The sequence below is a fragment of the Pontivivens nitratireducens genome (genome assembly GCF_014235845.1).
In the GTDB taxonomy this organism is placed as follows: Bacteria; Pseudomonadota; Alphaproteobacteria; order Rhodobacterales; family Rhodobacteraceae; genus Pontivivens; species Pontivivens nitratireducens.
Window position 1 is genome coordinate 108,518 of the sequence record NZ_JACJUQ010000010.1, and the last position, 19,745, is coordinate 128,262.

Below are 19,745 nucleotides of genomic sequence, written 5' to 3' on the forward strand. Positions count from 1 at the left end.
GCAAGGGACGCCCTCCATCTATAGGATAAAACCTATCACTGACCTTCGACGGCTTCTTCCTCAGGCGACTCGATGTCGACGGTAGGAACGGTGACAGTCCGCTCAGTCGTGCCAACATCGACATCGCCCGCCTCGACGTCGTATTCAGGCATTTCGCCGCCCGTTACTTCGACGTTGGGAAGCTCACCATCCTGAGTCTGATCCATATCAAAGAAGAAGAACAAGCCCAGTACAACAAGTACGGCGACGATAATTCCGATCGCGACTTTCATGATATTGCTCCGTCCGTTAAATTCGTGTGTTGCGTGCCCGACCAACACCACGAGGCGGAATTGGTTCCCACGGATTTACCGGAATTATTTTTTTGCCAGCCGTGCCAGATCGCGGGCAATCGCGAACGAGCCGTTGATGCGCGTTGCCTCGTCCGGCCAGTTGCGAGCGACGACGACCTTGTTGTCCTTGATCTTGGCCCGGCCGTTCTGATCCTGAATGAACTGGATCAACCCCTCGGGTCTGGCGTAGCGGTTTTCATGGAACTGCACGGTCGCGCCCTTGGGGCCGCTGTCGAGCCGGCCGATATTGGCCTTGCGGCACATCGCCTTGATCCGCACGACCTTCAGCAAGGTGTCCACCTCGGGCGGCAGCGTGCCGAAACGGTCGATCAGTTCGGCGGCGAAACCTTCCAGTTCCACCTTGCGATCCAGCGACGACAGGCGGCGGTAAAGGCCGAGCCGTACATCGAGGTCGGGCACGTAAGCCTCGGGGATCAGCACGGGCACGCCCAGATTGATCTGAGGCGACCACTGGCCGTCGGGGGTCAGCCCCTCCCCCTTGCCGGAGCGCAGCTTGTTGATCGCCTCCTCCAGCATGTCCTGGTACAGAGCGTAGCCGACTTCCCTGATCTGCCCCGACTGTTCCTCACCCAGCAGGTTGCCCGCTCCGCGAATGTCCAGATCCTGTGAGGCCAGCGCGAAACCCGCCCCCAGACTGTCGAGTGACCCGAGCACACGCAGGCGCTTTTGCGCGGCGGGGGTCAGCTTCTTGCGCTTCTTGGTGGTCAGGTATGCGTAGGCACGGATTTTCGAGCGCCCGACGCGGCCCCGGATCTGGTAGAGTTGCGATAGGCCGAACATATCGGCCCGGTGCACGATCAACGTGTTCGCCGCCGGGATGTCGATGCCGGATTCCACAATGGTCGTGGCCAGCAGCACGTCGTATTGCCCGTCGTAAAACGCATTCATCCGGTCATCCAGATCGCCCGCGGCAAGCTGCCCGTGCGCGGTGATGAAGGATACCTCCGGCACCTCCTCACGCAGGAAATCTTCGATCTCCTTCAGATCAGTGACGCGGGGCACCACGTAGAACGCCTGCCCGCCGCGATATTTCTCACGCAGCAACGCCTCGCGCACGGTCAGCGCGTCGAAGTCGGAGATATAGGTGCGGATCGCCAGACGATCGACCGGCGGCGTGCCGATGATGCTCAGCTCACGCACCCCCGACAGGCTGAGCTGCAAGGTGCGCGGGATCGGCGTGGCGGTCATGGTCAGGACGTGAATGTCGGAGCGCAGTTCCTTGAGCCGTTCCTTGTGCTGCACGCCGAAATGCTGCTCCTCATCAATGATCAGCAGGCCCAGATTGGCGAACTTCATGTTCTTGGCCAGCACGGCATGTGTGCCGACGACAATCTCGATCTCATTCCGGGCCAGACCGTCGCGCGTCGCGGCCATCTCCTTGGTTGAGACGAAGCGCGACATCTGGCGAACCTTGACCGGCAGGCCGCGAAACCGCTCGGCAAATGCCTTGTAGTGCTGGCGGGCAAGCAGGGTCGTCGGCGCGATCACCGCGACCTGCGTGCCGGACATGGCGGCGACAAAAGCGGCGCGCAGCGCGACCTCCGTCTTGCCGAAGCCGACATCGCCGCAGATCAAACGGTCCATCGGCTTGCCCGAGGACATATCGTCCAGCACGTCGTCGATGGCGGACAGCTGATCGTCGGTTTCCTGATAGGGGAAGCGGGCGCAAAACTCGTCCCACAACCCATCCGGCGGCGTAAGGACCGGCGCGGTGCGCAGCGCGCGTTCGGCGGCCACAGCGATCAGGCGTTCGGCGGCGAGCTTGATCCGCTCCTTCAACCGGGCCTTCTTGGCCTGCCATGCGCCGCCGCCCAGCTTGTCGAGCAGGCCTTCCTCATGGCCAAATCTGGTCAGCAGCTCGATATTTTCGACAGGTAGATACAGGCGCGCGTTGTCGGCATATTCCAGCGCCAAGCATTCGTGCGGCGCGCCGGTGACGGTGATCGTCTCCAACCCGTGATAGCGGCCCACGCCGTGTTCGACATGCACCACCAGATCGCCGGGGGTCAGGGATGTCGCCTCGGTCAGGAAATTCTCGGCCCGCCGCTTGCGCCTGCCCCGGCGGACCAAACGGTCGCCCAGCACGTCCTGCTCGGCTATGACGGTCAGGTCCGGTGCCTCGAACCCGGAATCCAGCCCCCAGACGGCCAGGCTCAGGCTGCCCTTGCCGCCCGCATCGGTCAGCCGGTCGATAAAGGTGGCGTCCCCGATCCCGGAATCGGCCAGCAGCGTGCCCATCCGCTCACGCGCGCCGACGGAATAGGACGCGATGACCACGCCCGAGGATTTGCGCCGCTCGGCCACATGCTTGGCCAAGGCGCCGAACAGGCTGAGGTTTTCGGCCTGACGCTCCGGCGCGAAGCTGCGCCCGGTGCGCGCGCCCGCGTCGATGACGCCGGGGCCGGAGGGGGTGGGATTGGGGGAGAATTTGCGCACCGCGCGCGCATGCATCGCCGCGTCCCAGTCGGCATCGTCCAGGTACAGCGCCTTGGGCGGCAGGGGCTTGTAGGCGGCATCACGCCGGCCCTTCTTCTCCCCCAACACCTCGCGTCGGGCGCGGTAATGATCCTCGATGGTGTCCCAGCGCGCGCTGCGGGCGGCATCGACCTGATCGTCCAGCGTGACGGGTGCATCGGGCAGATAGTCGAACAGGGTCTGCATCGTCTCATGAAACAGCGGCGCCCAATGTTCATAGCCCTGATGCTTTCGCCCGGCGCTGACGCTTTCATAGAGCGCATCCTCCGGCCCAGGCTGGCCGAATGTCTCACGATAGCTCTTGCGGAACCGCTCAATTGCAGGCGTGTCGAGGACAACCTCGGACACCGGCGCAAGCTCGATCCGGTCGATCGTTTCCGTCGTGCGCTGGGTGTCAGCGCGGAACCGGCGCACGGAATCGAGCACGTCCCCGAACAGATCCAGCCGCACCGGCCCCATCGGACCCGGCGGATAGATGTCGATCAGGCCGCCGCGAATGGCGTAGTCTCCCGGCTCCGTCACCGTAGAGGCTTGCGAAAAGCCCATGCGCACCAGCCAGGCGCGCAGCTTCGCCTCATCCAGTCGCGATCCGGTCGTCGCGGTGAACGAGGCATCCGCGACCAGCGAACGTGCGGGCACCCGCTGCGTTGCGGCATTCAGCGTGGTTACGATAATGGCAGGTCGGGTGAACCCGTCCGCCAGCGTGGCCAGCGTCGCCATACGCCTGGCCGAGATCTCGGCAGCCGGTGAGATCCGGTCGTAAGGCAGGCAATCCCATGCCGGAAAGCCAAGCACCGGCACATTGGGTGCGACGAATTTCAGTGAGGCCTGCACCGCCGCCATACGCACATCGTCGCGCGCGACATGGATGAGGGGGCCACCCTCGCGTCGCACGTAATCCGCGATCAGCCGCGCGTCGTGGCCCTCGGGGGCGCCACCGACCAGCACGGCCCCGCTCTTGAGGGGTCCGCCATCCTTCATCACAGGCGAACTAGCCTGCGAACCGCAGTACTGCAAGAGGGCGGATCACCACGGCACCAACTGCTGCGTCTGCACCAGCGTGATCACCGCCAGCGTGGCGGCGAGGATCAGCGAGAACAGACCCGTCACCTGATTGAGAAACCGCCGCCAGACCAGGGCGCGGCGCAGATCGTAGCCGCGCAGCCCCGTCCGCTCGATCCGAAGTGCCAGCCGTATGTCCCCGAACTCCGCGATCATCATTGGTACGGCGAATGCGGTGATTCCGCGCACCATCTCGTTCTGCGTGACGACGCTGGCTGTGACCAGACCTGCCAGCAGGAACATCGCGATGCCCACGACCCACGGCCCACCATGCTGCATGAACATGGCAAAACGGGCCGCCATGGCGTGCACGATTGCATCCAGGTCGTCCTCCCACCTGCCCCCGCGTTTTTCCGCCCGGACGACAGCATCGAACGGCGCGCCCAGCGTCCAGTGGGTCCGTGACGACCACGCAAGCGCAAGGAAGACCCAGTACCAGATCGAAAAGAACGTCGAGAAATCCAGAAATTCGCTGATGAGCGAGAGCAAGAGGCAGTCTTTCCTGTCGGGGCCGGTGAAGCGTGGCCTTCGTGTGGGGAAACCGGAGCATAGCCCGCGCGCAGGTGACGACAAGCGGCTTTTCGCTTGAGCCATGTCGCGGCCCCGTGCGAAACAACCTTCGAGACAGGAGAACCCCATGCCACATCCCGCCGCCCCCTTTCCCATGACCCGCCCGCGCCGCCTGCGTCAGGCCGACTGGATGCGCCGTCTGGTCCGCGAAACCACGCTGGGCGTGGACGACCTGATCTGGCCGATCTTCGTGACGGATGGCGTGGATCAGCGTCAGCCTGTCGCCTCCATGCCGGGGGTGGAACGTGTCAGCGTCGATCTGGTGGCGGAAAAGGCGAATGAGGCCGCCGGTCTGGGCATCCCGTGCATCGCGCTGTTTCCCTATACCGATCCGGACGTGAAGACCCCGGGCGCGGAGGAAGCGTGGAACCCCGAAAACCTGGTGAACCGCGCCACGCGCGAGATCAAGAAGCAGGTTCCCGATATCGGCGTCATGCTGGACGTGGCGCTGGACCCCTACAATTCGGACGGGCATGACGGCATCGTGCGCGACGGCGTGGTCGTGAATGACGAGAGCCTGATGGCCCTGCAACAGCAGGCGCTGGCCCATGCGGAGGCGGGGGCGGATATCCTCGGCCCGTCCGACATGATGGACGGGCGCATCGCGATCATCCGGCAAGCGTTGGAGAAGAACGACTTTCCCGACGTGACGATCCTGAGCTATGCCGCGAAATATGCCAGCGCCTTCTACGGCCCGTTCCGCGATGCGGTGGGCGCCACCGGCGCCTTGAAGGGCGACAAGAAGACCTATCAGATGGACCCCGGCAATTCCGACGAGGCCCTGCGCGAGGTCGCCATCGACCTCAGCGAGGGTGCCGACATGGTGATGGTCAAACCCGGAATGCCCTATCTGGACATCTGCACCCGGGTAAAGCGGGAATTCAGCGTGCCGACCTATGCCTATCAGGTGTCCGGCGAATACGCGATGATACAGGCCGCCGCCCAGAACGGCTGGATCGACGGACGGGCCGCAATGTTGGAGAGCCTTTCCGCCTTCAAGCGTGCCGGTTGCGACGGCATCCTGACCTATTTCGCGAAGGATGTGGCGACGCTGATCGCTGAGGAAGGCCTCTGACTCCAGCGTAGGCTTTCCGCCTACAGATCGACGGCGTGACGTTTGAGCGTCTCGAAATCGCAGACCGCTAGGGCCTTTTGATGCGTGGCTTGCAGCACGACCTTCGGGGCGCAGCCCTCATCCGCAGCCTGCGCCCAGCGTGAGGCGCACAGGCACCACGCATCGCCCGCCTTCAATCCGGCGAAGCCGTATTCCGGGCGGTCCGTGCTGAGATCGTTGCCGACATATTTCGAAAAGGCCAGAAACTCATCATCCATGATCGCGCAAACCGTGTGGGAGCCGGTATCCTCTGCGCAGGTGTCACAGGCCCCGTTGCGAAACCAGCCCGTGACGTGGTCACCCCCGCCACACGCCAACAGCCGTTGGCCGAAGACGTTCAGGCTCTCATCCATCAAACGAGAACTCCGGTCGCTTTTTCAGCGGCGTCGCGGATGGCGCGAATATTTTCGCCATAGGGGGCGGGGTTCGTGACCGAGCCGCCCTTGAACACGGCGGAGCCCGCGACGAGCACATCTGCCCCGGCCGCCGCCATCAACGGCGCGGTGTCGGGCGTCATGCCGCCGTCGATTTCGATATGAATGGGCCGGTCGCCGATCATGGCGCGCAATTGGCGGACCTTCTCGATCTGACTGTCGATGAAGCTCTGCCCACCGAAGCCGGGGTTCACGGTCATGACGCAAATCAGGTCGATCCGGTCGAGCACGTATTCCACGGCGCTGGCAGGCGTGGCGGGGTTCAGGGCCACACCGGCGCGGCACCCCAGATTGCGCACCATCTGCAGCGAGCGGTGCAAGTGGGGACCAGCCTCGGCATGAACGGTCAGAATGTCGGCTCCGGCCTTGGCAAACCCCTCCAGATACGGATCGGCGGGGGCGATCATCAGATGCACATCCATAACGCCCGCGATATGCGGTCTGATCGCGGCGCAGGTGGCGGGGCCGAAAGTGATGTTCGGCACGAAATGCCCGTCCATCACATCCACATGGACCCAGTCGGCCCCCTGCTTTTCCACCGCGGCGCACTCCGCCCCGAAATTGGCGAAGTCGGCGGCGAGGATCGACGGTGCAATCTTGATGGAACGGTCGAAAGTCATGAATATCCTCCTGCTGCCCCGTACCTAGCGAGCCGCCCGCCCCGGTTCAACGGTGCTTTTCGAACGCCCCGCGCTATTCGCCATCCATCCGGCGCAACCGGGTGATGAGGCTGGAGGTATCCCAGCGCCCGCCGCCCATGTTCTGAACGTCCTGATAGAACTGATCGACCGTGGCCGTGACGGGAACGGAGGCACCGATATTGCGGGCCTCGTCCAGAACGATGCCCAGATCCTTTCGCATCCAGTCCACGGCGAAACCGAAATCGAAGGTGCCGTCCAGCATGGTGCCGCCCCGGTTTTCCATCTGCCAGCTGCCCGCCGCGCCCTTGGAGATCACATCGACGACCGCGTGACCGTTGAGGCCCGCCTTCTGTGCGAAGTTGATCCCCTCGCTCAATGCCTGCACCAACCCCGCGATGCAGATCTGGTTGACCATCTTGGTGATCTGACCCGCGCCGGCATCCCCCATCAGGCGGCACGATTTGGCGAAGGCCGCGATGATCGGTTCGGCGCGCTGATATGCAGCCTCCTCACCGCCGCACATCACCGTCAGCACGCCGTTTTCGGCCCCGGCCTGACCGCCACTGACCGGCGCGTCGATAAAGTGAAACCCGGCCTCCCCAGCAGCCGCCGCGAGTTCGCGCGCCACATCGGCGGAGGCGGTCGTATGATCGACAAAGACCGCATCGGGCGACATCGTGCCAAAGGCGCCCTGCGGCCCCGTCGTGACGGATCGCAGATCGGCATCGTTGCCGACACAGCAAAACACGAACTCCGCATCCTGCGCGGCCTGCGCCGGGGTTGGGGCGGATTGCCCGCCATGCTGCTGCACCCAAGCCTGCGCCTTTGTCGCTGTGCGGTTGTAGACGGTAACGTCATGCCCCGCCGCGCGCAGATGCCCCGCCATGGGATAGCCCATGACCCCCAATCCGATAAATGCGCAACGTGCCATGGCTTATCCTCCCGATGATGTGCGCGCACAGGTTTCCGGCCCGCATTGAACCAAGTCAAGGCCGCTGCTACTGCTTTGGCCTGCAACTGCCCCCAACCGGAACGGAGCATCCACGTGGCGACACTCTTCAAATGGCTGGTCCGTGCCTTCGTCGGGCTGATCGTGCTGGGATTGCTGGTTCTGGCGCTGGTCTGGTATCTGGCCTCCGGATCGCTGCCGCAATACGACAACCGGGTCGAGGTGACGGGTCTGGGCAGCACAGTCGAGATCGTGCGCGATCACAACGCGGTTCCGCATATTTTCGCCGAAACGGATGAGGACGTGTATTTCGGTCTGGGCTATACCCACGCACAGGACCGCCTGTGGCAGATGACCGTCTTGCGACGCACCGCGCAAGGTCGGCTGAGCGAAATTTTCGGTGAGGCGACCTTCGACACCGACGTTCTGTTGCGCACATTGGACATATATGGCGTCGCCCGGCAGATGGTGGAGCATCAAAGCCCCGACACCCAGGCCGCGTTGCGTGCCTATTCCGCCGGAGTGAACGCGCGTCTGACGCAAGTGCGGGAGGAGGCTCTGGGCCGCGGCTCACCGGAATTCTTCCTGTTTTCGCGTGAAATCTCGCCCTGGACCCCGGCGGATTCGGTCGCGGTGAACCGCCTCATGGCGTTGCAGCTGTCCGGCCATGCGGTGTCGGAGGTGCGGCGCGCCGAATTGTCCCTGCTGTTGCCGCCGGACCGACTGCTGGACATCATGCCCGAGGCCCCGCGCCTGTCATCCCTCGCACAACCTGAATTCGCCGATCTGTTTGACATGCAGCCCGCGAACACCCCCCTGCCCCTGCGACAAGCGTTGGACCCGGTGGCGGAGTTCGGCATGGCGGGTGCGTCGAACGCGTGGGCGGTGGATGCGAGCCGGTCGGCCTCTGACAGCAGCTTGCTGGCGAACGATCCGCATCTGGGGCTGAGCGCGCCCTCCATCTGGATGCTGGCCCGGCTGGAATTCCCCGGCGGCGGGGCCATCGGCGGCACGATCCCCGGAATGCCGGGCATCATCGCCGGGCGCAATGAGAGCTTCGCCTGGGGACTGACCACGGCCTATACCGACGATCAGGACCTGTATATCGAGAAGCTGAACCCCGACAATCCGGGCGAATACCTGACGCCCGACGGCTACGCTGCGCTGACCTCTCGCGAGGTTCTGATCGGTGTGGGTGACGCGCCCGCGCGGACCGTCACCCTGCGCCGAACCCGTCATGGGCCGGTGCTGCCGGGGGATGCCTTCGGTGCGAACAGGATCACCCCGCCCGGCCATGTCGCGGCGCTGGCCTGGACAGCGCTGGACCCGACAGACCGCTCGATGGACACGCTGATCGAGATGCAACATGCGCGGAATATCGACGAGGGGCGTCGCGCCCTGCGCGGCATGATCGCGCCCAGCCAGAATTTCACCATGGCCGACGCAAACACCGTCGCGATGGTGGTCGGCGGACTTGCGCCGTTGCGACAGGACTCGCATCAGGGCATGGGGCGCATTCCGGTGCCCGGCTGGGTCGCGCAAAACGATTGGCAGGGCTACGTTACACGCGATCAGATGCCGGCCGATATCGACCCGCGCTCAGGCCTCGTCCTCAACACCAACAACCGGACCACCAACCGGGCGTTTCCCTATCACCTCAGCCATGTGTGGGGCGACACCCAGCGCATACAGCGCGCGCGCAGGCTATTGGCGGAGCGGGAGTTTCATACCGTGGACAGCTTCGTCGAGGCGCAAACGGATATCGTCAGCCAGACCGCCCGCATCCTGCTGCCCCTGATCGGCCGCGATCTGTGGTGGACCGGCTCGCCGGTGGAGGATGACGCCCTCGCACCGCTGCGGCAGGTGGCGCTGGAACGTCTGGCAGAATGGAACGGTGAGATGAGCGAGCACGGCCCCGAGCCGCTGATCTACGCCGCCTGGGTGCGCAATCTGCAACGGCATCTGGTGCGAGACGAGCTTGGCGGCGCGATGGCCGACCGCATGACCCGGCTGCAACCGCTGTTTATCGAGCGGGTGTTCCGCGATGTGGACGGCGCGTCCGAGTGGTGCAACATCTCCACCTCCCAGGTGGAGGAGACCTGCGGCGACATGGCGGTCCGGGCATTGAACGATGCGCTGGCCGAATTGCGCGACACCTATGGCAACCGGGTTGAGGCCTGGCGCTGGGGCGACGCGCACCTGGCAATGCAGGAGCATGAAGTGCTGGGCCGCATTCCGGGCATCGCGCTGATCGCCTCCATCGTGCAACCGACGGGTGGCGGCGACGATACGCTGATGCGGGGGCAGCTGTCAGGCGCGCAACCCAACCCATATGCGAACGTGCACGCATCCGGCCTGCGGTTCGTCGTGGATTTCGGAGACCCGGAAAACTCGCGCTACATCATCTCGACCGGTCAATCCGGTCATGTCCTGTCACGCCACTACGACGATCTGGCCGTACTGTGGCGACGCGGGGAATACATTCCGATGAGCCTGAGCGAGGATCGCGCCCGTGCCGATGCGATCGGAGTGACGAGGCTGGTGCCGCGCGGGCAGTAGCTTGGTCGTTCAAATATTCCCGCCGGAGGCATCGCCACCGGCGGGAACGAGTTACCGTCAGTCCAGTTCGGATTGGGAGGAGATGACGGTGCCCAGAATACCGTATTCCGCCGCCTCGGACGTGGTCATCCAACGGTCACGGTCGATATCCTTCATCACCTGTTCGAAGCTCTGCCCCGTCGCGTCCGCGATCATGTGGGCCAGACGCTCGCGCATCCGCTCGATCTGCGCGGCCTGAATGGTGATGTCCGTCACCTGTCCGCCGACCCCGCCCGAGGGTTGGTGGATCAGGAAACGCGTATTGGGCAGGCAGAAGCGATCCTCCTTGTCCGCGGCCAGGAAAATCGTCGTGCCCGCGCTGGCCACCCAGCCGGTTCCGACGATCCGCACCTTCGGCTTCACGAAGCGGATCATGTCGTGGATGGTATCGCCCGCCTCGACATGGCCGCCCTGGCTGTTGATGAACAGGGTGATCGGCTCGTCATTCTCCGCCGCCATGGCCAGCAATTGCGCGCTGACACGCATCGCCAGTTTCTGGTCGATCCCTTCGCAGATAATGATCTGACGGGATTTGAGGAGGCGTTCGTTCATTGGGTCAACGGTCGGTTTTTCGTCTTTGTTCTCTTCGCTCATCGCGGCCTCCTGAAATGATGTGGCTCATAGGTGCGCAGCCCGGCCGGAATGGCAAGGGGCCGGGGGTGGATTTCAGCCCAGCAACCGGTGGCAGGTTTCCAGCGCGTCAATCAACGTGTCCACTTCGTCGCGGGTGTTGTACATGCCGAAGCTGGCGCGGCAAGTGGCATTGACGCCCATGTGCTGCATCAGTGGCTGGCAGCAATGATGCCCCGCGCGAACGGCCACGCCCTTCTGATCGACAATGGTGGAGATATCATGCGGATGCGCACCGCCATCCATGGTGAACGAGAAGATCGCCCCCTTGCCCGCCGCAGTCCCCTGCAAATGTAGCCAGTTGAGCGACCGGAACCGATCCTGAGCGTAGTCGCGCAGGTCCGCCTCATGCGCGGCGATGTTCTCGATCCCGGCGGCGGTCATGTAGTCCAGCGCCGCGCCCAGCCCGATTGTCTGCACGATACCCGGCGTGCCGGCCTCGAACTTATGCGGAGGGTCGTTATAGGTGATGTCGTCGCGCGTCACGGTGCGGATCATGTCACCGCCGCCCATGAAGGGCCGCATCTGGGCCATCCGCTCCGTCTTGATCCAGACGGCACCCGATGCGGAGGGACCATAGAGCTTGTGCCCCGTGATGCAGTAGAAATCGGCACCCAGCGCCGTCAGATCGACCGGCATGTGCACCGCCGCCTGCGAACCATCGACCGCCAGCGGAATACCGCGCGGGCGCAGGATATCCGCCACAGCCGCGATATCCACCACGGTGCCCAGCACGTTGGACATATGCGTCAGCGTCACCAGTTTTGTGCGGTCCGTCAGAACCTCCGCCACGCGGGCGGGATCGAAGGAGCCGTCGGCCTCAGGTTCGACCCAGACCAGTTTCACCCCCATGCGTTCGCGCAGAAAATGCCACGGTACGATATTGGCGTGATGCTCCATGACGCTCAGCACGATCTCATCCCCGGCGGTCAGGTTCTGCATTGCCCAGCCATAGGCGATCAGGTTGAACCCCTCGGTCGCGCCCGTGGTGAAGATGATCTCCTCCTCCGGCACGTCGCCCAGGAAACGGGCAACCTTGCCGCGCACGGCCTCGTAGTTTTCCGTGGCGATGGTGGACAGCGTGTGCAGGCCCCGGTGGACATTGGCATATTCCTGACCGTAGGCGCGGCTGATCGCGTCGATCACAACCTGCGGTTTCTGCGCGCTGGCCCCGTTATCGAGATAGACCAGAGGCTTACCGTTCACCTTACGCGAAAGGATCGGAAAATCGGACCGGATCTTGGAAACATCATACATTGGAATCCCTCTCGACGCGCGACTTCATGTGCACGTCACGTCGACCTTGGAAGGCCGGTAAATCTATCAGGTTCAGATAATGCCGCGGGCGCTGGCGACCAATGCGGCGAATAGCGCGCAAACGGTCAGGACCGACAAGCCCAGAAAGATCGGCGCGAACCGCATCCGCTGTGCCTCCGCCAATCCACCGGCAATGTACCAGATGAACGGAATCAGGCTGACCCAGTAAAGCGGGATGACATACCAGCTGCCCGTACCCGAACCCGGCCCATACGAAGCTGCCAGAGCAACCGTCACCAGCGCCGCGAACAGGCTGAACGGCGCTGCGACGAACCCGCCCCAGAACACGCCCGCGCGGGTGTCGCGCCAGCTGCCGCGCCCGCCGAGCAATTTCAGCACCGCCCCCGCAACTGCCGCGAACCCGTACATGATCGCAGTGCGCCCCATCAGCATCAGCACCAGCCACAGGCTGACCCGCAATGGAATGGGCGCATCGGGGTGCGGCACCACGACCGTTTTCAGTGTCCAGGACAGGAACACCACGATATCGGCCATCAGAACGTAGAACAGCAAACGCCCCTCGGACGGATGCTCGCGGATCAATCGCCGGGTCGAGGCCCCCATGTGAAGCCATGCATCCGCGATACGCCATGCCATACCGGCGTGACGTTCCTCGAAATGACCGTGCGTGATGTCGAATTCCTGGGCCAATTGCGCTGCTCCTGATCGTCTTGCCGCACGCTAAACCCGAAATGGGGTGAAAATCAGGCAACGCGACTGTCACGCCAATATCCGCAACGTAAGAATCCCGTAAAGCGCGATGAAGATCGCCGCCATGATGAGCATCGTGGGCCATGTTCTGGAAAATCCTTCCGCCTCGGCCAGCGATCCGGACCAGACGTAGAGCAGGACCAACTGCCCCGCCAGACCGGCCAGAAAGCTCGCCTCAACCAGCCAGGTGGTATCGCTGGCGACGCCGACCGCCAGCAGAACGCCCGAGAGCAATGCCAGCGGCACCAGCGTCATCAGCGACCAGGAAAGCGCCAGCCGCGTGGTTGCCCAACTGCCCACACCGCCAAAGGCGCGGGCGACAAGATGACTAAGCGGCGCCACCAGCAGCCCGACAAGGGCAAGCGCCAACGCACCGATCGCGACCTGAAAGAAGCGCGCCGCGATCAGGGCGGCCGCAGGTTCGCTGGCAGCATCATCCGTCAGCCCCCCCTGCAACATCGCATTGGGAAGGTTTGCGATGGACAGCAGGATACCCGCGATCAGGATGAAGGTCAGCGCGCGACCGTCGATGTCGCCCGCATTCATCTGATCGCGCATTACGCCGCGCGGATTGCCCCACGCGGCGAAAATCTTGCCGGTCGTGCTCATCCGCCCTCAGCCCGCGCTGTGCCGGTCGAGCCAGCCCGCGATATGCGTGCGCATCTCATCCGCCAGCTTCTCATCCGCGATTTCCTGAACGGCCTCATCCATGAAGGCAATGACCAGCATGTTGGTCGCCGCTTCACGCGGAACGCCCCGGCTGAGCAGATAGAACAGGCCCGTCGCGTCCAGACCGCCGCTGGTCGAGCCATGCGAGCAGATCACGTCATCGGCATAGATCTCCAACTCAGGCTTCGCGAGGAAGTTGACCTCATCGTCCAGCAGCAGACCTTGCGAAATCTGATAGCCGTCGGTTTTCTGCGCGCCCTTCTTGACGAGAATCTTGCCCTGAAACACACCGGTCGCGCCGGATTTCAGGACCTTCTTGAACACCTGACGGCTCTCACAATTCACCGCGTCATGGGTCACGAAAACCGTGTCGTCGTGGTGAAAATCGCCCTGCCCCACGCAAGTTCCGGCCACATGCGCGGTCGCGTCGTCGCCGGTGAATTCCACCACCTGCTCGTTGCGCGACAGCACGCCGTTCATCGCCAGCGTGAAGGATTTATAGACGCTTTCCCGGCCCAGCCGCGCGAACATGGCGGTAAAGACCTGACGATCATGGGCGCGGCCCTGCACGCGGACGTGATGCAGCTCACCCCCATCGGCAATGTCGACCTCCATCACCGTGTTGCACCGGGCGGCGACCGTGCCGCTTTCCAGCAGGGTCAGCGTGGCACCGGCATCGACCTTGACCAGCGAGCGGATCACCGCGTCGGAGGTATCGGAGGTCTGGATATAATCGAAGCGGACCGGGCGGGTGACAGGCTGCGTCGCGCGCACCACGAATCCCTGCGTGGCCGTGGCAGTGTTGAGCATCGCCAGTTCGCGCGGAACAGGGGTCTGGCCCTTTTCCTCCAGCACGCCGAACAGGTCCTTCGCCCAGTGGATATCGGTGCCGAGCGCGTCGGAGAGAGTTTGAATTTCCAGCCCCTCCCCCGCCAGATCGTCCGATTGCGCCGGGTCGAAAACACCGTCGACAAAAGTCAGGACCAGCGCATCGGTTTCCCCGAAGACAGGTGTATCCTGCGCCGCCAGTGGCTTCGCCGCCATCGGCTGATCGCTGACCAGACGCGCGGGATTGGTGAACGACCAGTATTCGTCGCGCCGCTGCGGCGCACCGACCGCCGCCAGCCGGTCACGCGCCGAGGCACGGGCTGCGTCGGCCCAGCCGGACGCCGCGGGTGCCGCCGGATGACGCGACAGCATTCCGTCGGTCGGGGCGAGCTTCTTTGCCTTGACCGAAACCATTACGCCACCTCGGCCAGGATATCCGCGTAGCCGTTCTGCTCGACTTCCATCGCCAGTTCCGGGCCGCCGGTCTTTACGATGCGACCATCGGCCATGATGTGCACCACGTCGGGTTTGATGTGATCGAGCAGACGCTGGTAGTGCGTGATGACGAGGAAGGCCCGCCCCTCGTCGCGCAGGGCGTTCACGCCGTCGGAAACCAGTTTCATCGCGTCCACGTCGAGACCGGAATCCGTCTCATCCAGGATGCACATTTTCGGTTCCAGCATCGCCATTTGCAGGATCTCGTTGCGTTTCTTCTCACCACCCGAGAAGCCGACATTGACAGGACGCTTGAGCATTTCGGCGTCGATCTTGAGGGATTTCGCCTTCTCGCGCACGACCTTGAGGAACTCACCGGCGGTCAGCTCCGCCTCGCCCCGCGCCTTGCGCTGTGCGTTTACGGCGGTGCGCAGGAAGGTCATGTTGCCCACACCGGGGATTTCGACCGGGTATTGAAACGCGAGGAACAGCCCCTCGGCCGCGCGCTCCTCCGGCTCCATGTCGAGGATATCCGCCCCCAGCAGGCTGGCCGATCCGTCCGTGACTTCATAGCCGTCGCGGCCTGCCAGAACGTAGCTGAGCGTCGATTTGCCTGAGCCATTGGGGCCCATGATCGCATGCACCTTGCCCGCCTCAACGGTCAGGTCCACGCCCTTGAGGATTACCTTGTCCTCTTCTTCAAGTTTGACGTGCAGGTTCTTGATCTCAAGCATTATTCTTATCCTCAGAAGTCGTATTGCGTGGGGCGTCCAGCTCCGGATCGTAATCGTAGAACCCGAACAGCTTGCCCAGAAAGCCGTGAATGACGTGGAAAAGGCCCGCGAAGATCGCCGTCTTGAGCAGCGACCAGAGGACCAGCGCCAGCGTCGTGCGCATCGTCTCCTCGAACCACAGGTCCGAGAAGAAGCTCATGCAGAAATAAACGAGCGCCGCGATGATGGTGGCGGGGATGTAATGTTTCATGTTCGAACCCTTTCGGAGGTGTTAGCCCACCGACCCCTCAAGCGAGATCGCGACAAGCGCCTGTGCTTCCATCGCGAATTCCATTGGCAGTGCCTGCAGCACTTCTTTGCAGAAGCCATTGACCACGAGGGCCACGGCCTCCTCCTCATCCATGCCGCGCTGGCGGCAGTAGAACAGTTGGTCGTCGTCCACCTTGGAGGTGGTTGCCTCATGCTCCACCCGGCTCGAATTGTTCTTCACCTCGATATAGGGCACCGTGTGGGCGCCGCACTTGTCGCCGATCAGCAGGCTGTCACACTGTGTATAGTTGCGCGATTCCTTGGCGCGAGGGTGCATCGAAACCAGCCCGCGATAGGTGTTCTGCGCCTGACCGGCTGAGATGCCCTTGGAGACGATGCGCGACTTGGTGCGCTTGCCCAGATGCACCATCTTGGTGCCGGTATCGGCCTGCTGGTAGTTGTTGGCGATGGCGATGGAGTAGAACTCACCCTGGCTATCGTCGCCGCGCAGGATGCAGGACGGGTATTTCCACGTCACGGCGGAGCCGGTTTCGACCTGGGTCCACATCACCTTGGACCGATCACCCCGGCAATCGGCGCGCTTGGTCACGAAGTTGTAGATGCCGCCCTTGCCGTCCTCATCCCCGGGGAACCAGTTCTGAACGGTGGAATACTTGATCTCCGCGTCCTCAAGCAGCACCAGCTCGACGCAGGCCGCGTGCAGCTGCGCGATGTCGCGCTGCGGCGCGGTGCAGCCTTCGAGGTAGGAGACGTAGCTGCCCTTCTCCGCAATGATCAGCGTCCGCTCGAACTGGCCGGTGTTTTCCGCGTTGATGCGGAAGTATGTGGACAGCTCCATCGGGCACTTGGTCCCCTCGGGCACGTAGACGAACGATCCGTCGGAAAACACGGCGGCGTTCAGTGTGGCGTAGTAGTTGTCCGAGGCCGGAATGACCGAGCCGAGGTATTTCTTCACCAATTCGGGATGGTCCTGAATAGCCTCGGAGATCGAGCAGAAGATCACGCCGGCCTTGGCCAGTTCATCCTTGAAGGTCGTGCCGACGGACACGGAATCGAACACGGCGTCCACCGCGACCTTACGGTCGGTGTCCATGTTCTCCGCCCCTTCGACACCGGCGAGGATCATCTGTTCCTTCAGCGGGATGCCCAGCTTCTTGTAGGTTTCCAGCAGCTTTGGGTCCACCTCATCCAGGCTTTTGGGCTTTTCGGCCATGCTCTTGGGGCGGGCGTAGTAATACTGGTCCTGAAAGTCGATCTTGGGGTAATCGACCATCGCCCATTCCGGCTCCTCCAGCTTGATCCAGCGGCGATAGGCATCCAGACGCCATTCCAGCATCCACTCCGGCTCATTGTTCTTTTCCGAGATCAGGCGGACGATATCCTCGGTCAGGCCCTTGGGGGCGTATTCCATCTCGATATCGGTTTCCCAGCCGTACTTGTACTTACCGGCGAGGGACTGGACAGCGGCGACGGTCTCTTCCTCGACGCCTTCTTTCGCGGTCAGCTGGACTTCATCCAATGCGGTCATGTCGGTCTTCCTCATTCTCGGTACTATCGGCCAGCACTCTCGATGCCGGGCCGGTGGTTTCGGGTCACGCCGCGCGGGCGCGAAATTTCTCATATTGGCGGGACCATGCAGCGGCGAAGCCCATGATCTCAGCTTCGGTGGTGGCGGCCCCAAGCGAGACGCGGATCGTGCTGGAGGCGGTCTGGTCATCATGGCCCATGGCCCCGATCACCTTCGACGCCTTTACCTTGCCGCTGGAACATGCGGACCCGGCGGAAATCGCGTAGCCGGCCAGATCCATCTGCATCACCTGCGTTTCGCCGCGCCATCCCGGAACCGCGATACACATTGTGTTGGGCAGGCGGGGGGCACCCTTACCCATCAAGATAAGGTCGGGGCACGCCGCCCTCAACTCACCTTCCAGGATATTTCTAAGCTCGGAAACACGGTCCATCGCGCCTGTATCCAGATCGGCCTGAGCGGCGGCAATGGCCGCGCCCATCCCGGCGATGGCTATGACATTCTCGGTTCCTGCCCTGCGGCCCATTTCCTGTCCGCCGCCACGCATCTGCGCGGGCAGATCGAGGCCTTGCCGCAGGATCAGCGCGCCCACGCCCTTGGGTCCGCCGAACTTGTGACCGGAGATCGCGGCCATTTGCGCCCCGCTCCACGAAAAGGCGAATGGCACCTTGCCGACCGCCTGAACCGCATCGGTAAAGGCAAGCCCGTCCGGCAGCGATTGTATCACGCCAGTTTCGGAATTCGCCGTCTGAATCGCACTGTTTGCGGGATCGGGAGTGGTAACACGACCCTCGGCGTCCACCGGCAGATCGCCGCGTGTCCAAGCGCCGACGCAATCATGCTCCACCGCTGCGCCGGACAGATCGCGCCCGGCCAGGGCCAGGGCCGCAGCCTCCGTTGCGCCGGAGGTGAACACGATGTCGGCATCCATCGCACCCACAGCAGCCGCCACCTGAGCGCGCGCGGTTTCCACGATCATCTTCGCCGCGCGCCCCTCCGCATGGACGGAGGACGGATTGCCCACCGCATCCATCGCCGCGATCATCGCGGCGCGAGCCTCGGGCCGCAGGGGGGCCGTGGCGTTCCAGTCCAGATAGGCGCGGCTCATTCGTCCACCAGTTGCAGAATGGCAGGCACCGCGGGGCACGGTGCCATCTGGTCGGAGGTAATATCGCTCAACCTGGTCTGATGCAGGAAGACATAGACGTAAGCGGACAGCTGCTCCCACAACTTGTCGGTCAGGATTTGCGCCTGTGTGTCGCCGGATGCGCCGGAAACACCCGCGCCGCGCGACAGAGCGCTCATCGTTTCATCAACGGCGGCCAGAATCTCGCTGACGCGGATCTTCTCCGCATCCAGGGCGAGGCGATAACCGCCGCCCGGCCCACGCACGCTTTCAACCAGACCGGCACGGCGCAGCTTAACGAACAGCTGCTCCAGATAGGCGAGGCTGATATCCTGACGCACCGAAATCTCGGACAGCGTAATCAGATCATCGGCAGGTTGGGCGGCCAGATCGGCCAAAGCGATCATGGCATAGCGCCCCTTGGTGCTGAGTTTCATACACTATCTCCCAGCCGCCGATCATCCGACATGGACCCGGCTATTGACGCACGCACGAGCAGGCTTTACCTGCGACAAGTCAACGGGCTGCATTCGCAGACCGATTTAGAATAGTTCTAGGTTTTCCGACCGGGTTAGTCAAGCTTTCCCGTCGGCCAGATATACGAAGAGGTTACGGCATATGCCAGAGGTGATTTTCCCCGGTCCCGAGGGACGTTTGGAAGGACGCTATCACCCACAGAAGGCCAAGGACGCCCCCATCGCGATCATCCTGCACCCGCACCCCAAGTTCGGCGGCACGATGAACAACAAGGTTACCTACAATCTGCATTATGCCTTTCACGAAATGGGCTTCACCGTCCTGCGGTTCAATTTCCGCGGCGTGGGCCGTTCGCAGGGCGAATACGATCAAGGTATCGGGGAGCTGTCCGACGCAGCATCGGCGCTGGATTACCTGCAAGCGCAGGCACCCAATTCGCGCCAGTGCTGGGTCGCGGGCTTTTCATTCGGGGCGTGGATCGGAATGCAGCTGCTGATGCGCCGGCCCGAGGTCGCAGGCTTTATCAGCGTTGCACCACCGGCGAACATGTACGACTTCACGTTCCTCGCGCCCTGCCCGTCCTCGGGCCTGATCATAAACGGCGACGCGGACCGCGTGGTGCCCCCCGCCGACGTGACTTCGCTGGCAGAAAAGCTGCAACAGCAAAAGGGCATCACGGTCACCCACCAGACCGTTCCCGGCGCGGGTCACTTTTTCGAGAGCGGTATGGATGAGATGATCGGCAACGTGAAATCCTACGTCACCCGCCGTCAGGGTGAACCGGGTATTCGTTAAGCGGTAAAAAAGGCGGGCGGCCTGTACGG

General features: G+C 63.2%; 19 protein-coding genes. 3 read left to right on the forward strand and 16 right to left on the reverse strand.

Annotation, left to right across the window (positions count from 1 at the left end):
• Positions 1 to 35: 35 nt before the first annotated feature.
• The 3 genes from H1S03_RS12135 to H1S03_RS12145 all read right to left on the reverse strand — a co-directional run bounded on the left by H1S03_RS12135 (position 36) and on the right by H1S03_RS12145 (position 4,379).
• Complete coding sequence (locus H1S03_RS12135; RefSeq protein ID WP_185804688.1) at positions 36 to 272, reverse strand: hypothetical protein; 237 nt, start codon at positions 270 to 272, stop codon at positions 36 to 38.
• A gap of 84 nt (positions 273 to 356) precedes the next feature.
• A complete protein-coding gene (mfd, locus tag H1S03_RS12140; RefSeq protein ID WP_185804689.1) occupies positions 357 to 3,809 on the reverse strand; it encodes a transcription-repair coupling factor in 3,453 nt (1,150 codons plus the stop codon).
• A gap of 45 nt (positions 3,810 to 3,854) precedes the next feature.
• On the reverse strand, positions 3,855 to 4,379 hold the full coding sequence (locus H1S03_RS12145) for a hypothetical protein (RefSeq protein ID WP_185804690.1): 525 nt from the start codon (positions 4,377 to 4,379) through the stop codon (positions 3,855 to 3,857).
• Positions 4,380 to 4,527: 148 nt separating this feature from the next.
• Here H1S03_RS12145 and hemB point away from each other — a divergent pair, with 148 nt between their 5' ends.
• Complete coding sequence (hemB, locus tag H1S03_RS12150) at positions 4,528 to 5,535, forward strand: porphobilinogen synthase (protein ID WP_185804691.1); 1,008 nt, start codon at positions 4,528 to 4,530, stop codon at positions 5,533 to 5,535.
• A gap of 20 nt (positions 5,536 to 5,555) precedes the next feature.
• On the opposite strand, the gene H1S03_RS12155 is transcribed toward hemB, so the two are convergent.
• From H1S03_RS12155 to H1S03_RS12165, 3 genes are all read right to left on the reverse strand, one after another.
• On the reverse strand, positions 5,556 to 5,927 hold the full coding sequence (locus tag H1S03_RS12155) for a DUF2237 family protein (protein WP_185804692.1): 372 nt from the start codon (positions 5,925 to 5,927) through the stop codon (positions 5,556 to 5,558).
• A complete protein-coding gene (rpe, locus tag H1S03_RS12160) occupies positions 5,927 to 6,628 on the reverse strand; it encodes a ribulose-phosphate 3-epimerase (protein ID WP_185804693.1) in 702 nt (233 codons plus the stop codon). The genes H1S03_RS12155 and rpe overlap by 1 nt, the downstream gene beginning before the upstream one ends.
• Positions 6,629 to 6,701: 73 nt before the next feature.
• Entirely contained in the window at positions 6,702 to 7,580 is an 879-nt protein-coding gene (locus H1S03_RS12165) for an NAD(P)-dependent oxidoreductase (RefSeq protein WP_185804694.1), read from the reverse strand.
• A 114-nt stretch (positions 7,581 to 7,694) separates the two neighbouring features.
• On the opposite strand from H1S03_RS12165, the gene H1S03_RS12170 reads away from it, so the two are divergent.
• On the forward strand, positions 7,695 to 10,157 hold the full coding sequence (locus H1S03_RS12170) for a penicillin acylase family protein (protein WP_185804695.1): 2,463 nt from the start codon (positions 7,695 to 7,697) through the stop codon (positions 10,155 to 10,157).
• Positions 10,158 to 10,214: 57 nt separating this feature from the next.
• On the opposite strand, the gene H1S03_RS12175 is transcribed toward H1S03_RS12170, so the two are convergent.
• The 10 genes from H1S03_RS12175 to H1S03_RS12220 all read right to left on the reverse strand — a co-directional run bounded on the left by H1S03_RS12175 (position 10,215) and on the right by H1S03_RS12220 (position 18,881).
• Entirely contained in the window at positions 10,215 to 10,790 is a 576-nt protein-coding gene (locus tag H1S03_RS12175) for an ATP-dependent Clp protease proteolytic subunit (RefSeq protein WP_166191354.1), read from the reverse strand.
• A gap of 72 nt (positions 10,791 to 10,862) precedes the next feature.
• The gene (locus H1S03_RS12180) at positions 10,863 to 12,083 is read right to left on the reverse strand and encodes a cysteine desulfurase (RefSeq protein ID WP_185804696.1); all 1,221 of its coding nucleotides are present in this window, start codon (positions 12,081 to 12,083) and stop codon (positions 10,863 to 10,865) included.
• Between the two features lie 72 nt (positions 12,084 to 12,155).
• Positions 12,156 to 12,794, reverse strand: coding sequence for a hypothetical protein (locus tag H1S03_RS12185; protein WP_185804697.1), 639 nt, complete (start codon positions 12,792 to 12,794; stop codon positions 12,156 to 12,158).
• Positions 12,795 to 12,863: 69 nt separating this feature from the next.
• Positions 12,864 to 13,463 carry a YIP1 family protein gene (locus tag H1S03_RS12190; protein ID WP_185804698.1) on the reverse strand — a complete coding sequence of 200 codons (600 nt, stop codon included), beginning with the start codon at positions 13,461 to 13,463 and terminating at the stop codon, positions 12,864 to 12,866.
• 6 nt (positions 13,464 to 13,469) lie between these two features.
• A complete protein-coding gene (locus H1S03_RS12195; protein ID WP_430700910.1) occupies positions 13,470 to 14,765 on the reverse strand; it encodes a SufB/SufD family protein in 1,296 nt (431 codons plus the stop codon).
• Complete coding sequence (sufC, locus tag H1S03_RS12200; RefSeq protein WP_185804699.1) at positions 14,765 to 15,520, reverse strand: Fe-S cluster assembly ATPase SufC; 756 nt, start codon at positions 15,518 to 15,520, stop codon at positions 14,765 to 14,767. Before sufC ends, H1S03_RS12195 begins: the two co-directional genes overlap by 1 nt.
• Complete coding sequence (locus H1S03_RS12205; protein ID WP_166191344.1) at positions 15,513 to 15,770, reverse strand: hypothetical protein; 258 nt, start codon at positions 15,768 to 15,770, stop codon at positions 15,513 to 15,515. The genes sufC and H1S03_RS12205 overlap by 8 nt, the downstream gene beginning before the upstream one ends.
• Before the next feature lie 21 nt (positions 15,771 to 15,791).
• Complete coding sequence (sufB, locus tag H1S03_RS12210) at positions 15,792 to 17,318, reverse strand: Fe-S cluster assembly protein SufB (protein ID WP_185804700.1); 1,527 nt, start codon at positions 17,316 to 17,318, stop codon at positions 15,792 to 15,794.
• A gap of 64 nt (positions 17,319 to 17,382) precedes the next feature.
• On the reverse strand, positions 17,383 to 18,426 hold the full coding sequence (locus H1S03_RS12215; RefSeq protein ID WP_185804701.1) for a cysteine desulfurase family protein: 1,044 nt from the start codon (positions 18,424 to 18,426) through the stop codon (positions 17,383 to 17,385).
• Positions 18,423 to 18,881 carry an Rrf2 family transcriptional regulator gene (locus H1S03_RS12220; RefSeq protein ID WP_185804702.1) on the reverse strand — a complete coding sequence of 153 codons (459 nt, stop codon included), beginning with the start codon at positions 18,879 to 18,881 and terminating at the stop codon, positions 18,423 to 18,425. Before H1S03_RS12220 ends, H1S03_RS12215 begins: the two co-directional genes overlap by 4 nt.
• A gap of 181 nt (positions 18,882 to 19,062) precedes the next feature.
• Here H1S03_RS12220 and H1S03_RS12225 point away from each other — a divergent pair, with 181 nt between their 5' ends.
• Complete coding sequence (locus H1S03_RS12225; RefSeq protein WP_166191336.1) at positions 19,063 to 19,716, forward strand: alpha/beta hydrolase; 654 nt, start codon at positions 19,063 to 19,065, stop codon at positions 19,714 to 19,716.
• Positions 19,717 to 19,745: the final 29 nt, after the last annotated feature.